The sequence below is a fragment of the Chitinophaga horti genome, assembly GCF_022867795.2.
Lineage (GTDB): Bacteria > Bacteroidota > Bacteroidia > Chitinophagales > Chitinophagaceae > Chitinophaga > Chitinophaga horti.
The window spans coordinates 5,149,621-5,164,507 of the sequence record NZ_CP107006.1 but is presented as its reverse complement, the minus strand read 5'-3'; the positions used below and the strand labels follow the sequence as shown (position 1 = coordinate 5,164,507).

Here is a 14,887-nt window from a genome sequence, read left to right as displayed (position 1 = left end):
TCCGCTACCTTAAAGAACAAAGAAACCTCCTGAGTTCCCTCGCGTTTAGGACGCCGTAATTTCGCAAAGCATTTATTTTCGTTATTTAAAAGTGCGTGATGGAATATAATACCACCAGAAGCCATATGATTATGAAAGAATATGGCCGCAACATCCAGAAAATGGTAGAATACCTGTTGTCCATTAAGGACGACAATCACCGCCAGGCAAATGCTATGGCGCTGATAGAGCTGATGGGCACACTTAACCCACATTTACGCAACGTAGAAGACTTCCGCCATAAATTATGGGATCACCTGTTCCTCATATCAGACTTCAAACTGAACGTGGAATCGCCGTACCCCATCCCCACCCGCGAAACCTTGCGCCGTAAACCGGAGCGTTTAGGATATCCTAAAAAATACCCGCGTAACCGCCACTTCGGTAAAAACCTGGAGATGGTGATGGACAAAGCGATCGCAGAACAAAACCCGGAAAAGAAGGAAGGGTTTACACAAACGGTGGCCAACTACATGAAACTCGCTTACAGCAACTGGCATAAAGAAAGCGTACATGACGACGCGATCCGTACAGAGCTGCATAACATTTCCAAAGGTCAGCTTGAGTACCATCCCGGCGGTGGTTCCAACAAATCGCAGACCGAGAACTTCAGCGCAAGCGCTTCTGAACAACAGGCAGCCTTCCGTGCACAAACTGCTGCCGCTAACAGCAGTGGCTCCGGTAAACGTAAGAACTACCAGAAGTTCAAGAACAACAACAACAATAACAACCAGGGAGGCAACAAGCAAGGCAATAAACACAACAACAACAAATACAAAAATAGGAACAAGTGAGTAGCAACGCTTTTGAAGTTCGCGGTGGCAACCGTTTAAAAGGAGAGATCATTCCCCAGGGCGCTAAAAACGAGGCATTACAGATTATCAGCGCTGTTTTGCTTACACCCGAAAAAGTTACTATCAGCAATATACCCGACATTGTAGACGTCAACCTGCTGATCGAATTACTTGGAGAAATCGGCGTAAAGATTAACCGTATTAGCCGCGATAAATGCGAGTTTCAGGCCGATAATATCGATATTCCCTACCTGCAAAGCGCAGAATTTAAAAAGAAATCCGGCCGCCTGCGCGGTTCCGTGATGATCGCCGGTCCTTTGCTGGCGCGCTTTGGCAAGGCATATATTCCCAAGCCGGGTGGTGACAAAATCGGTCGCCGCAGGCTCGATACCCACATCATCGGGTTCGAAAAACTGGGTGTTAAATTCGTATACGATAACGACGATAACTACTTCCGCCTGGAAACAGACGGCCTCAAAGGCACTTTTATGTTGCTGGACGAGCCTTCCGTAACCGGTACCGCCAACATCCTGATGGCAGCGGTAATGGCCAGCGGAACGACTACTATCTATAACGCCGCCTGCGAACCTTACCTGCAGCAGCTCAGCAAAATGCTGAACCGTATGGGGGCAAAGATCAGCGGTATCGGTTCCAACATGCTCATTATCGAAGGGGTAACCAGCCTTAAAGGAACCGAGCATGCCATGTTGCCCGATATGATCGAGATCGGCTCCTTCATCGGCCTCGCCGCCATGACGCAGAGCGAGATCACGATCAAGAACGCAGGTATCGAAAACCTGGGCATCATCCCCGAAAAATTCCAGCAGCTGGGTATCCAGATGGAGTTCCGTGGTGACGATATTTATATTCCTCAGCAAGACAGCTACGAGATACAAACGTTCATCGACGGTTCTATCCTCACCATTTCCGATCACCCATGGCCAGGCTTTACGCCGGACCTGCTCAGCATCGTGCTGGTAGTGGCCACCCAGGCGAAAGGTAGCGTGATGATCCACCAGAAAATGTTCGAAAGCCGCCTGTTCTTCGTCGATAAACTGATCGATATGGGCGCGCAGATCATCCTGTGCGATCCGCACCGCGCCGCCGTTATCGGTTTAGGCCGTCAGCACAAACTGCGTGGTATCACCATGTCGTCTCCGGATATCCGTGCGGGTGTGTCGCTGCTCATCGCTGCGTTAAGCGCCGAAGGCAAAAGCACCATCCACAATATCGACCAGATCGATCGCGGCTATCAATATATCGATGCCCGCCTTACCGCGCTGGGTGCAGATATCAAACGTATCTAAAGAGATAATTTTACATAAGAGAAAGGAGAAGAGTAGGAATTACTTTTCTCCTTTTTTGTTTTAGATTATTTTTGCGGGATGGAAGCAGGAAAGATCATTATCATTACCGCCCCCTCCGGCGCAGGAAAAACCACCATCGTAAAAAAACTGTTAGGCGAAATGCCGCAGCTGGCCTTTTCTGTTTCTGCAGCCACCCGCCAGGCCCGCGAAGGCGAAGTGCATGGCCGGGACTACTACTTTCTTACCCCCGACGATTTTCAGCAAAAAATAGAAGAAGACGCATTTGCCGAACACGAAATGGTGTACGCCGGTAAATACTATGGCACCCTTAAAAGTGAGCTGGAACGCATCTGGAAGGAGGATCGTGTACCCATGGTAGATATCGACGTAAAGGGCGCCCTGTCCATCAAAGAAAAATACCTGGGCCATGCCCTTACCATATTTATCCAGCCCCCCTCTATCGACGCCCTGCGCGAACGACTGAGCGGCCGTGGCTCCGAAACCCAGGCGTCCCTGGAAGAACGGCTCGGTAAAGCCCGTTACGAGCTGTCGTTTTCCCATGAATTTGACTGGATTGTGGTAAATGAACACCTCGATGTGGCTTACGGGGAGGTGAAAAATATCGTGGAAAGCTTCCTGCGCAGCTAGGGACGGGCACCTGCCCTTCCGGTATGTTTTTTGTCATCACCTGGTCTATCCTATGGTTTTTACAGCGATGTACAAATAACAGGAATCCTTTATCTTTGTTAAGATGGATATTTATACTATAATCTTATTAGTTGCCCTGATCCTGCTGGCCGGCTTTTTTGCCGGTATGGAAACCGCATTTGCCAACGTAAATAAACTGAGCATCGAACTGAAGAAAAAGCAGGGACGTGCTACAGGTAAAATATTGGCGGGCTTCAATGAAAACCCTGCGAGAATACTTGCCACCAGCCTGATAGGGCTTACGATCACCACCGTAATATACAGTATGTTGTTTTCGGGCCTGCTGGATCCCGTTTGGACGTACTTCATCCCCGAACAGGATACGCCGCGCCTGCTGCCCATTCTCCTGTTCATGGAAATTATCGTGGCCACCCTTATCATCCTGTTCTTTGGGTTTTTTATTCCCCGCAGCGTATTCCGCTCCCGCCCCGAGTCGCTGCTCAGCTTTTTCGCCCTGCCCATTTCGCTGCTCACCAAGCCGCTGTATATATTAGGCAACCTGCTGGTATCTATTTCCGAGTGGATACTGAAGTACCTGTTTAACGTACGCATCGTGGAAAACCGCAGCTCTTTCGCCCGGGTAGATGTGGAACATTACATTCGCCAATCGCAGCAACACATGGGCGAAGGGCAGGACCTGAACACAGAGCTGTTCGAGAATGCTTTGTCGCTCGTGCACGTGAAGATCCGTGGCTGCCTCATTCCCCGTAAAGAAATTGAAGCGCTGGACATTACCGCGCCTATTTCCGACGCACGCAAGAAATTCATGGAGACTAAACTTTCCAAGATCATTATCTACGAAAACAATATCGACAATATTTTAGGCTACGTTCACCAGCTGGATATGTTCAAACAACCGTCGGACATCCGTTCGGTAATTCATCCCATCCTGGCCGTACCCGAAACCATGAGCGCTATTGACCTGCTGAGCAAGTTCAATAAGGAAAGGAGAAGTATTGCCTGGGTGGTTGACGAATTTGGCGGCACCGCCGGCATTGTTACCATTGAAGACGTACTGGAGGAGATTTTCGGGGATATTAAAGATGAACACGACGTAGAAGAATTCGTAGAAAAGCAGATCGCCGAGAAAGAATATATCTTTTCCGGTCGCCTGGAGCTGGACTATCTCAATGAAAAGTATGGATTTGATTTTCCGGAGGATGAAAGTGAAACTTTGAGTGGTTACATCATCACGCATCACGAAACAATTCCGAAATTAAAAGAGCGTATCATCATCGACGACTATGAATTTGACGTGCTTAATGTGACCGATACGCGCATCGAAATGGTAAAATTGAAGATCCTGAACTAGCAAATTCATCATTTTTACAACATTTTTAGGACGCCATTTTTCGAGTGATACAAAATAAGCCTCTAACAGATGAAAAGCGGTACGCATTTATACTGCAGCAACCGAAGTGAGGTAGAACTCATGTAGGGTGCAGTTTCAAGGAAGTTCTTGTAAATCATATAGATCAGTTAGTTAGGAATATTAATATTCTAGAATTATATAGAATTGTCATATTTCTGAAAAATTCCGGATTTATAAAATGTTGGTAGTAATTTAACTACCGGATTATCAAATCATGATGTTTTTTCTAACACGTCTATTTGATTTTTGTTAAAAGGTTGTAAAAAACTTTGTTGTAACATTGATAATACAAGATTTCTTTCTATTTTTGTTTCAGAAATTCAAACGCTCTCTGACAGTAATTACTTACAGAAATTTAGCTTGCCAAATAAATGTGTAAGTAATTATTAAAGAGAACTATAAAAGACATTCTCGAATTCAACTTTTTTGGGGTTAACAAACAATGGATGAAAGGCCGGCTCTTGATTCTTCTCGGGCTGGCTCCTTTTTTTTACCTACCCCTCGACACTTCGCCCCTTACAATCCTGAATCGGTTTTGCGTTAATCCTGCTCATTCGGACCATCCGTCCGCTTTCTTCTTTTTTTCCGCCCGTCGCTTTATTGAAATATATTGGATGCCTTCTGCTATATTTGTGTCCTTTACTATCAGGATAAACATGTTAAAGAAGATATTCAGCAACAATGAGGACAAGGCGGAAATGTCGTTTTTTGATCACCTTGAAGAGCTCCGCTGGCATTTGGTGCGTTCCGCGTTTGCAATTATCGCCCTCGCCATAGTTGGTTTTATATACACTAAAGAAATTCTGGATTACGTGGTGTTTGGTCCTACCCGGCCAGGCTTTCCGTCGTACCAGTGGTTGTGTAAACTTGGCGGCCTGTTAGGCATGGGCGACAAACTGTGTATGCAACCGGTGAGCTTTAAGTTCCTCAACACCCAAATGGCCGGTATGGTCATGCTGCAATTTAAAGTGGCGATTATCGTCGGTGTAATGGGCGCGCTGCCTTACATCTTCTGGGAATTCTGGCAGTTCGTAAAACCGGCTTTAAAAGAGCGGGAGCTGAAAGGCTCGAGAGGTATTATCTTTTGGGTATCCGCCCAGTTCTTCATCGGCGTGTTGTTCAGTTATTTCCTGGTGGCACCGTTTACCATCAACTTCCTGGCCGGCTATAATGTGAGTGACCAGATCGATAACCAGTTCCTCTTCTCCGATTACTTCGGCCTCATGTCGCAGATCGTATTTGGTATGGGGGTACTGTTCGAGCTGCCTGTACTCGTATACTTCCTGGCTAAACTCGGCATACTCGGCCCTAACTTCATGCGCACCTACCGCCGCCACGCCATTGTGGTATTGCTGGTATTAGCAGCTGTAATTACCCCGCCGGACATATTGGACCAATTACTGGTATTCATACCTTTGTACCTGTTGTATGAGATCAGCATCGTGATATCGGCCAGGGTTTACCGTAAACGTGAAGAAGAGGAAAAAGCAGATGAGTGGTCCTAACGGGCAACCGCATCAACCTTAACTTAAACAGCTTTAATTAACACAGATATGGAACAAAATACTTTTGATCTTGCTTTACCGGTAGCCATCGGCAGTGACCATGCGGGTTATGAATACAAAGAGGAGATCATTTCTTACCTCGAAGGCAAAGGCATTCAGATAAAAGATTTTGGAACAAACTCGCCTGACTCCGTAGATTACCCGGATTATGCACACCCGCTTTCACTCGCAGTGGAAAAAGGGGAAGTAGCTTTTGGTATACTGGTTTGTGGCAGTGGTAACGGCGTGGCCATTACCGCTAACAAACACCAGGGCGTACGCGCTGCCATCTGCTGGGGCGAAGAGCTGGCACGACTGGCCCGCGGGCACAATAACGCCAACGTACTGAGCGTGCCTGCGCGTTTTGTAAGCACCGACGTGGCCAAACAAATGGTGGAAACGTTTATCGCCACACCGTTCGAAGGTGGCCGACACGCTAACCGCGTAAATAAGATCGCCTGCGCATAATGTGTTTATGAGCCATTATACGGCAGTGAACGAAACTATATTTACCGGCAATAGTTACCCGCTATTGCCGGTACCTGTTTAACAGTAACCGACATTAAAAAACCAATTTCGCTGCATATGAGAACATTTACCCTGCTCACCTGTTTGCTGGGAGCCGGCATTAGCGCCTGTGCACAGGCACCTGCGTTGTCTAAACCCGGTGCAGATACCTACGGCAACAGCATTACCGCCGCCGACCTCAAAAAACACCTGTACTTTATTGCCGGTGATAAAACGGAAGGCCGCGAAACGGCTACAAAAGGCCAGCGTGTGGCGGCAGCTTATATCGCCGCTCATTTCAAAAAACTGGGATTGAAGCCCGGCGTTAATGGTAAATGGGAGCAATTCTTTTCCATGGTGCAGGATACAGTTACTTCCAGCACGCTGTCGGTAGGCCGCCAAACATTTACGTTCGGTAAAGATTATGTAGCGAACGTACGCGAAACTGCCGCGCAGGATATTAATAACGCATCGCTGGTGTTCGCAGGCTACGGCATCAGCACAGAAGAGCATGACGATTACAAAAATCTGGGCGACCTTAACGACAAGGTCGTAGTGGTACTGGAAGGGGAGCCCCGCGATGCGGACGGCAATTACCCGCTTACTAAATCTAAAAGGCCGTCCCCCAACTCCGAGATCAAAGCGAAAGCAAGAGCGGCGGGTGGTAAAGGCGTAAAGGCTTTATTCGTGATCTCCTCCAGGCTGGCCGATCCGAATATGGCAAAATACCTGGTGCAGAGCTACACCAAATCACGTGTGTACATGAAGGAAAACCTGATGACCACGATGGAGTACATTCCCAACTCCTACCTGGTTACACCGACTTTCGTGGAAACCGTTTTTGGTAAAGCAGTAGCCGATAGCATGATCGCCTCCGTAAAAGCGGGTCGCGCGTATACCTCTGCTGCCAGTGGGCCGGTAAACCTGACCTTCAAAAAAGGACAGATCGATAATAAATCGAGCAACGTGCTGGGTTACCTGGAAGGTACCGATAAGAAAGACGAGATACTGTTCGTTACAGCACACTACGATCACCTGGGCAAACATGATGGCAAAATATTTTATGGCGCCGACGACGACGGTTCTGGTACTGTTGCCGTAATGGAAATGGCTGAAGCTTTTGCCAAAGCGAAAAAAGCTGGTAAAGGCCCGCGCCGCAGCATCGTGTTTATGACGGTGAGCGGAGAGGAAAAAGGTTTGCTCGGTTCAAAATATTATACAGATAACCCAATTTATCCGTTGGCGAACACAGTGGCCGACCTCAACATCGATATGATCGGTCGTATTGATCCGCAGCACGCATCCGACAGCAACTATGTGTACGTTATCGGCGATGATAAACTCAGCTCCGACCTGCGCCCCATCAGCGAATTGGCCAACAATACTTACACGAAGCTCGACCTGGATTACCGTTACAACGATCCGAATGATCCGAACCGTTTTTACTACCGCTCGGACCATTACATGTTCGCGCAGCACAAAATTCCGATCATCTTCTACTTTAACGGGGTGCATGCCGATTACCACAAGGAAACGGATACCGTAGAAAAGATCAGTTACCAGATGTTACAAAAACGTGCGAGGCTGGTGTTTTACACCGCCTGGGAAATCGCCAACCGGGAAGACCGGTTAAAGGTGGACCGCAACGAAAAATAAAAACTTATGAGAGGGCTGGCCATGGTGCCGGCCCTTTTTGTTTACAGGCCTGTGTGTTGAACGGTATTAGAATTATCGCTGTTTTTGCGTATTTTGTGCAAATAATCAACCATTTCTATAGCGATTTATCTAAAATACACCGGGCTGTTTTAGTTTTTGTTTATGCGTCTGTTAGGAGATTCTGATTTATTGGGTCTGGTCAGGGAAGATGACGGTCGTGCGTTCACCGAAATATATGAACGTTACTGGGACCGCCTGTACGCCACCGCCTGGCATCATTTAAAAGATGCTACCGCCGCCGAAGAAGTGGTGCAGGACGTATTTGTAACCATCTGGCAGAAGCGTCATACCCTCATTATCGAAGAACTTTCCAAATACCTGGCGGCCATGGTGCGCTACGGCGTTTACCGTTACCTGGCACGCGAACAGCAGCGCAGGACCTTACACGACAATGCGGCCATTAAACCCGGAGTAGACGCCTACGAGCTGGAACACAAGTTATTACTGGAGATGGTGAACAAACTGAGCGGCGAACTGCCGGAGAAATGCCGCATCGTGTTCCGCGCTACCAAATTACATGACCAGTCACTGGGCGATGTGGCCCGGCAGCTGAATATATCCCCCAAAACGGCGGAAGCCCATCTCACTAAAGCTTTGCGTTTGATCAGGATGAACCTCGGCAAAGCATTTCATTTCTTTTTCTAGTTTTTTTGAATCCGGCTAAGGGTAAATTGTGCCGGCAAGTCTCTATATATCTAAACACCCTTCCAAATACGCAACATGACGGCTCCACAACGCATACAACAATTGGCGCAGAAGTTCCTGGAAGGGACGGCGACGGAAGCTGAGCAGGCTGAGTTGCATGCCTGGTACGACCAGGTGCCACAGGATGAAATCATCCCGGGCGACGGCGATCAGCTTCATCGCACGATGAAACAACGGGTCGATTGGCGGATAAAGTCCCGCCGGCCGATGTGGTTACGGATGGGAGCTGCGGCAGCCATCACTGGTTTAATTGCTGCGGGCGCCTACTTCTGGCAGCGTAGCGAAACGCCGGTGCTGGCGGGCATAGAGGAGCGTTACCAGTATGATGTGAAGCCTGGCGGCAACAAAGCCACGCTCACCTTAGGCGATGGTAGCATCGTGGAGCTGGATACTTTGCAGAACGGCACACTGGGCAACCAGGCCGGTACACGCATCGTGAAAATTGCCGGCGCGCAACTGGCTTATAACAGCGAAGAAGAAACAGGCATTCCAAAGCCGGTTTTATATAATACCATTACCACCCCACGCGGTGGCCAGTACCAGGTGATACTGCCCGACGGCAGCAATGTATGGCTAAACGCCAGCTCGTCGCTCCGGTTCCCGACGGCATTTGCAGGGGCGGAGAGAAGCGTGGAATTAACGGGTGAAGGATATTTTGAAGTGGCGCAAAAGGCCGGGCAGCCTTTCCTGGTAAAGGTAAACGGGTTGGAAGTACAGGTACTGGGAACATCATTTAACGTATCGGCCTACCATGAGGAAGTGTTTAAAACATCCCTGCTGAAAGGAGCGATCAAAGTGAGAAATGGGGAAGCCATTACCAGCGTCATCAAACCAGGGCAGCAGGTAAAGTTGTCGGGCCAGCAACTGCAGGTAAGTGTTGATCGGTTTATAGAAGATGCGGCTGCCTGGAAAGACGGTATGTTCGTTTTTAACGAAGAGCCGCTGGAAGGCATCATGCGACAGTTGGGCCGCTGGTATAATGTAGAAGTAGTATTTACATCAGATATTTTAAAACGCAAAGTCTTAACGGGCCAGATCGCCAGGAGTGAGCAATTATCAGAGGTGTTAAAAATGCTGGAACTTACGGAAGCCGTACATTTCCGCATTTCACCGTCAACCATAACAGTGGAACGATAAACGAGAAACAGGAATCAACCAAATGAATCAATAGCGGATATAATTATCCCGCGCAACTGGATGCGCAATTGTTGCTTTTAATGTCAACTTAAAGGACTACAGTATGAAGTGTATTTACTTAAAACCGCCTGCACGGGCGGAGGGGCGTAGCTTTGCCCGCATGTTAAAGCAATTGGCCATCCTGTGCCTGCTGCTTTTACCCGTTTTACAAGCCATGTCGCAACAGCCCGTACTGGGTGCGCGGCAAGACCGGCAGCCGGTGATTACCCTCGATTTGAAAGATGCGAATCTCACAGACATTTTCAGGGAGATACGTAAACAGAGCGGGTACGCTTTCCTGTACGAAAATGCCAATTTTGAAAAGGCGAAGAAGGTAACGGTGAACGTTACACGCCGTCCGCTGAGCGAGGTGCTGCAGATGGTGCTGGACGAGCAGCCGGTGACTTACACGATCAACAAGCGCACGATCATCATCAGGCCGTCCGGTTACAGAGCGCCACGGACTACGGACGTAGTGCCCGGGCAACCGCTGGAAATCACTGGTCGCTTGCTGGATGCCAGGACCAACGAGCCCGTAATTGGTGCTACCGTAGCCGTGATCGATACCAAGATCGGTACAGTGAGTAGCGCCACGGGTACTTTCGCTTTAAAAGTGGAACCCGGCGCAAGGCTGCAGATCAGCTTTATGGGATATGAAACACTGGTTACAAAGCCATTTGCCAATAGCGGTACTTATAGCTATTCATTGAACGTGAGCCAGCAATCGATCAAGGATGTGGTGGTGACAGGCATCTTTGCCCGCCCTAAACAAAACTTTACCGGTGCGGCCACTTCTTTTACAGCAGAAGATCTGAGCAAGGTGACCAACGGCAATGTGCTAACCGCACTGAAGTCGCTGGACCCATCGTTCCAGATGCCTGAAAATCTTAACCTCGGTTCCAACCCGAACGCATTGCCCGAAGTGGTGCTGCGCGGCGGTAACAGCCTGGTGGACGTGAACAGCACCGCCTCTGTATTCAACTACGGGAGCGCTCCAAATGTCCCCCTGTTCATCCTCGATGGGTTTGAAACTACTTTGCAACGCATCAACGATCTCGATATTAACCGCATCACGAAAGTAGACATCCTGAAAGATGCTGCTGCTACGGCGATTTACGGTTCGCGTGCAGCCAATGGCGTTATCGTAATTGAAACGCTGCGTCCGCAGGCCGGTAAACTGCGCGTCACCTACAACGGCAGCATGTTCGTAGAAGCACCGGACCTCAATGGTTACGACCTGCTGAACGCCAGGGAGAAGCTGGAGCTGGAGCAGAGCGCAGGTGTGTATAACAACACGTTCAATTATGTGGACGAGCAGCTGAAATACTTTTACAGCGCCCGCCTCGCCGCAGTAGAAAGTGGTGTTAATACCGACTGGCTGAGCAAACCGTTGCGTACCGGTATTGGCCAGAAGCACAACATCTACCTGGAAGGAGGCGCACAGGAAGCGCTTTACGGCGTAAACCTCACTTACGCAAATGACCTCGGTGTCATGAAGGGTTCCGACCGTCGTACGATTACCGGCAATACCTACCTGAGTTACCGGCACAAGAATTTCCAGTTCAGGAACGATCTCACGATCGCTTACAATCGTGGTAATGAATCACCTTATGGTTCCTTCGCACAATACACGCGCCTGAACCCTTACTGGACGCCTTATAACGCCGATGGTACTATGAAAGTGTACATGGAAGAATTGTACGCAAATGACGGTACTTACCTGAGAAACTTCGATCTCTATGATAACCTTGACGGTCAAAGGCCTGGCAGGGCGGTAAACCCGCTGTACAATGCCGGGCTTAATACCGTTAACAGGAGCACGTATCAAAACGTTACCAACAACTTTGCGGCACAATGGCAGGCGTTAAGCTGGCTGCGTTTATCTACCAGGCTGGCGTTTACGCAGCAAAGGGATGAAAGGGACATGTTTAAGCCGGCGCAACATACCTCGTTCGTACAGGTGCCTACTTTCGAGAAAGGTACGTACGATAAGGGCTATGGCCGCCGCACGACAACCGAAGCAATGGTAACTGCCGATGCCACCAGGCATTTCGGTGATCATACGGTGTTTGGTACAATAGGTGCCAACTTCCAGGATGTACAGTATACGACGGAGCAGTTCCAGGTGCAGGGTTTTCCTAATCCCTCTCTGGATCAGCTTACACTCGGTAACCGCTTCCCGGTAAATGCCAGGCCTATTGGTTCGGAGTTTCGCTCCCGCCTGGCCGGTTACCTGAGCAACCTGAGTTACGCTTACGACAGCCGCTACCTGATCGATTTATCTTACCGCCTGGATGGTTCGTCGCAATTCGGTGCCGAAAATCGCTTTGCGCCTTTCTGGTCGGCTGGTGCAGGCTGGAACTTGCATAACGAACAATTTGTAAAAGACCTGTCTTTTGTGAATCGTTTGAAACTGCGTTATTCTTACGGTTCTACCGGCTCGCAAAACTTTCCCAGCTACCTGGGCCTCAATACCAGCCAGTACTTTACGGGTACGGAGTATAGGGGTGTTATCGGTACTTATCTCTTAGGATACGGTAACCCGTCGCTTTCGTGGCAACAAACCAGGAAGAGCAACCTGGGTGCGGACATCACATTGTTCAAAAGCCTGATAGATGTTACCGCGAACTATTTCGTAGAACGTACCCGCGGCAGCATTGCCACCATTTCTCTCGCACCATCTTCCGGCTTCCGCAACTATGCAGAGAATATGGGCGATGTGCTGAGCAAAGGTTTCGAAGTAAACGCCAGGGTAAACATCATCAATAACGCTAAGTCCCGCGATAACTGGTCTGTTTTTGTGAATGCGTTCCACGTAAAGAGTACCATCGAAAAGGTATCTAATACACTGAAGGCGATGAACGAAAAGGCCGATACGGCAAGGTCTACCACCCCGATCATCCGGTATGCGGAAGGTCAGAGCGTGAATGCAATTTGGGCGGTGAAGTCCAGGGGTATAGATCCATCCACCGGACTGGAAATATACGAGACGCGTGATGGCAAACTGACCAACAATTACAATCCGCTCGACCAGGTGATCGTTGGGGATGCCCGTCCAAAAATAGAGGGCACGTTCGGTACCAACTTCGAGCTGCGCGGCATCGGTATGAATATGTTCTTCCGTTTCCGTTTGGGCGGACAGGCGTATAACCAAACCCTCATCGATCGGGTAGAGAACGTGCAGTACCAGATGTATAACGTAGATCGCCGCGTGTCAGAAGAGCGCTGGCGCCAGCCGGGGGATAAAACCTTCTTTAAAGGCCTGCTGAATGCAGGTGGATTTGCCACCGGTACTACCTACGCCTCCTCCCGCTTTGTGCAGGACCAGAACGAGTTGATCTGCGAAAGCTTGTCGGCCTACTACCGTTTCCCGGATGCACTTAACAACAGGCTGGGCGTGCAAAACACCCGTGTCACCTTCTTTACGGGCGACCTGTTCCGCTTTACGAGCATTCAACGCGAGCGTGGTTTGATCTATCCGTTCAGCCGCACGTTTACGCTCCAATTACAAACCAGTTTTTAAAAGAGGAAATATGAGATTCAGCATAAAATATACATTACTGATCGTGGCGGGCGCTGTGCTCACGCTTTCATCCTGCTCCAAATGGCTGGATGTGTCGCCTAAAACACAGGTGCGTGAGGATAAACAGTTCAGCACCAGGCAGGGCTTTATCGACGCCCTGTTCGGCATGTACCAGCTGGCCGCAGGCGACTCGCTCTACGGCCGTAACCTCACCTTCGGCGCTATCGATGTGCTGGCCGGGCGATATGAGAATAAGGCGTCTGGTCTATACTGGGGCTATTGGGCCAGGGCTACTTATACCAATACGGTGATAGGTGCTAACCTCGATGCCGAATTTACCGTAGCTGGCATGTGGGGCGGATCGTACCAGCTGATCGCGCAGGCGAACTATATTCTTAAAAACATCGAAGGTAAGCAAAGCATGCTGGGTGGTGAGGCATACAATATCATTAAAGGGGAGAGCCTCGCATTCCGCGGATTTCAGCACTTCGAGCTGTTGCGGATGTTTGCGCCGGCTTACCTCAACGGGCAGAATGCTGCGACGAAGGCCATTCCTTACATGAGCGCATTCACGATCAACCCGCAGGAAGCAGAAAGTATGGACGCGGTATTAGGTAAAGCAGAACAGGATTTACTGGCTGCACACGAGCTGCTCGCGGTAAATACCAACATCGACCAGATCGCCGACAACCAGGGTTCCGTAAGCCTGGACCTGTTTACCATGTACCGCCAGAACCACCTGAACTATTGGGCGGTGAAAGCAGCACTGGCAAGATTATACCTGTATAAAGGAGATAAGATCAACGCATTAAAATATGCACGGGAAGTGATACAAAGCAATAAGTTTCGCTTCATCGCGTCCTCAGAGCTGAATGCTGATCCTGCCGCATTGGCATCCGATCTTACCTTCAGCCGCGAACATATATTTTCTGTGTATTCATCAGGCCTGCGGCGCCATGCGGAAGACTTCTTCAAGCCCGCACCTTTGGCGCGCGATGATAACCGCGATCTGTATTCGACCCTCACAAAAATGAACGCGGCTTATGAAAGTTCGTTGCCGGGTTATGGTACCGATATCCGCCTGCCCGATGCACGCATCCTCTGGACCGCGGCTAACGCCAGTGGTTTTATCTACACCAAAAAATACTACAACGATAACCCTGATAACGTAAAGCAAAAGCTGGTACCGGTGATGCGTTTGCCGGAGATGTACTACATCGCTGCCGAAGCATCCGCCACGGCTGACGAAGGCCTGGTGTTCCTGAACCAGGTACGTACCGCACGCGGTTTGCCGGCCCTCACCAGTTCTGGCAACCTCAATGCCGAAATAGGTAAGGAATACCGTAAAGAGTTTTACGGAGAAGGTCAATACTGGTTCTACCTGAAACGTACCAATGCCACTACCGTTCCGGATGGTGTAGCCGGCACCATGACACAGGCGAAGTACACCTTCCCGATGCCATTGGCGCAAATCGAATTTGGTAAATAACTAAAAC

General features: G+C 49.3%; 11 protein-coding genes. All 11 read left to right on the top strand.

What is annotated here, in order from left to right; genetic code table 11:
- The first annotated feature begins 125 nt into the window (after positions 1-125).
- A complete protein-coding gene (locus tag MKQ68_RS20770; RefSeq protein ID WP_264280773.1) occupies positions 126-833 on the top strand; it encodes a DUF4290 domain-containing protein in 708 nt (235 codons plus the stop codon).
- On the top strand, positions 830-2,140 hold the full coding sequence (murA, locus tag MKQ68_RS20765) for a UDP-N-acetylglucosamine 1-carboxyvinyltransferase (RefSeq protein ID WP_244835844.1): 1,311 nt from the start codon (positions 830-832) through the stop codon (positions 2,138-2,140). The genes MKQ68_RS20770 and murA overlap by 4 nt, the downstream gene beginning before the upstream one ends.
- 78 nt (positions 2,141-2,218) lie before the next feature.
- The gene (gene gmk / locus MKQ68_RS20760; protein ID WP_264280772.1) at positions 2,219-2,788 is read left to right on the top strand and encodes a guanylate kinase; all 570 of its coding nucleotides are present in this window, start codon (positions 2,219-2,221) and stop codon (positions 2,786-2,788) included.
- 103 nt (positions 2,789-2,891) lie between these two features.
- Positions 2,892-4,160 (top strand): hemolysin family protein, encoded by a 1,269-nt coding sequence (locus MKQ68_RS20755; RefSeq protein ID WP_264280771.1) that lies wholly within the window; start codon positions 2,892-2,894, stop codon positions 4,158-4,160.
- Between the two features lie 716 nt (positions 4,161-4,876).
- On the top strand, positions 4,877-5,725 hold the full coding sequence (gene tatC / locus MKQ68_RS20750) for a twin-arginine translocase subunit TatC (protein WP_264280770.1): 849 nt from the start codon (positions 4,877-4,879) through the stop codon (positions 5,723-5,725).
- Between the two features lie 48 nt (positions 5,726-5,773).
- Complete coding sequence (gene rpiB / locus MKQ68_RS20745; RefSeq protein WP_264280769.1) at positions 5,774-6,232, top strand: ribose 5-phosphate isomerase B; 459 nt, start codon at positions 5,774-5,776, stop codon at positions 6,230-6,232.
- 117 nt (positions 6,233-6,349) lie between these two features.
- Complete coding sequence (locus tag MKQ68_RS20740; RefSeq protein ID WP_264280768.1) at positions 6,350-7,927, top strand: M28 family peptidase; 1,578 nt, start codon at positions 6,350-6,352, stop codon at positions 7,925-7,927.
- 162 nt (positions 7,928-8,089) lie between these two features.
- Positions 8,090-8,632 (top strand): sigma-70 family RNA polymerase sigma factor, encoded by a 543-nt coding sequence (locus tag MKQ68_RS20735; protein WP_264280767.1) that lies wholly within the window; start codon positions 8,090-8,092, stop codon positions 8,630-8,632.
- 75 nt (positions 8,633-8,707) lie between these two features.
- Positions 8,708-9,829 (top strand): FecR family protein, encoded by a 1,122-nt coding sequence (locus MKQ68_RS20730; protein WP_264280766.1) that lies wholly within the window; start codon positions 8,708-8,710, stop codon positions 9,827-9,829.
- Positions 9,830-9,932: 103 nt separating this feature from the next.
- Positions 9,933-13,391: a SusC/RagA family TonB-linked outer membrane protein gene (locus MKQ68_RS20725; protein ID WP_264280765.1), complete on the top strand. Its 3,459-nt coding sequence runs from the start codon at positions 9,933-9,935 to the stop codon at positions 13,389-13,391.
- 10 nt (positions 13,392-13,401) lie between these two features.
- Positions 13,402-14,880, top strand: a complete 1,479-nt coding sequence (locus MKQ68_RS20720; protein ID WP_264280764.1) for a RagB/SusD family nutrient uptake outer membrane protein — start codon at positions 13,402-13,404, stop codon at positions 14,878-14,880.
- Positions 14,881-14,887 lie beyond the last annotated feature (7 nt).